Genomic DNA, 1,159 nt, shown 5'->3' on the forward strand with positions numbered 1-1,159 from the left:
TCTATCGCAATTAAGCGATGATTTTAGCTACTACACCAGCACCAACTGTACGACCACCTTCACGGATTGCGAAGCGTAAACCTTCGTCCATCGCGATTGGGCAAATCAGAGTCACTACCATTTTGATGTTGTCGCCAGGCATTACCATCTCTACGCCTTCTGGCAGTTCGATAGTACCGGTTACGTCAGTTGTACGGAAGTAGAACTGTGGACGGTAGCCTTTGAAGAATGGAGTGTGACGTCCGCCTTCTTCTTTTGACAGAACATAAACTTCTGATTCAAAAGTGGTGTGTGGGTTGATTGAACCTGGTTTAGCCAATACTTGACCACGTTCTACGTCATCACGCTTAGTACCACGTAATAACACACCACAGTTCTCGCCTGCACGACCTTCGTCAAGCAGTTTACGGAACATTTCTACACCAGTACACGTTGTTTTAGTCGTTGTGCGAACACCAACGATTTCAACTTCGTCACCCACTTTAACAATACCACGCTCAACACGACCAGTAACTACTGTACCACGGCCTGAAATTGAGAATACGTCTTCGATTGGCAGTAGGAACGGCTTATCGATATCACGTTGTGGTTCTGGAATGTAAGAATCCAGTGCTGCGGCTAATTCAAGGATCTTAGCTTCCCACTCTGGTTGACCTTCTAGGGCCTTCAGAGCTGAACCTTGGATTACTGGTAAATCATCACCTGGGAAATCGTATTCTGACAGAAGTTCACGCACTTCCATTTCAACCAATTCCAGTAACTCTTCGTCATCTACCATGTCACATTTGTTCATGAACACGATGATGAAAGGTACGCCAACCTGACGAGAAAGCAGGATGTGCTCACGAGTCTGTGGCATTGGACCGTCTGTAGAGGCAACTACTAGAATCGCGCCGTCCATCTGTGCAGCACCAGTGATCATGTTTTTAACATAGTCAGCGTGGCCTGGGCAGTCTACGTGTGCGTAGTGACGTGAAGGCGTGTCATATTCGATGTGAGAGGTATTGATCGTAATACCGCGCTCACGCTCTTCTGGAGCGTTATCGATTTGAGAGAAGTCTTTAGCTTCGCCACCGTAGGTCTTAGCCAGTACGTGAGAGATAGCTGCAGTCAGTGTGGTTTTACCATGGTCAACGTGACCAATGGTGCCCACGTTTAC

General features: G+C 47.3%; 1 protein-coding gene. It reads right to left on the minus strand.

Features of this window, described 5'->3' with window-relative positions; genetic code table 11:
* Positions 1-10: 10 nt before the first annotated feature.
* The coding region (gene tuf / locus L5M51_RS22700; protein ID WP_113941600.1) for an elongation factor Tu at positions 11-1,159 on the minus strand (1,149 nt) is incomplete at its 5' end.

This window comes from Shewanella sp. SM73 (assembly GCF_025653795.1).
Lineage (GTDB): Bacteria > Pseudomonadota > Gammaproteobacteria > Enterobacterales > Shewanellaceae > Shewanella > Shewanella oncorhynchi.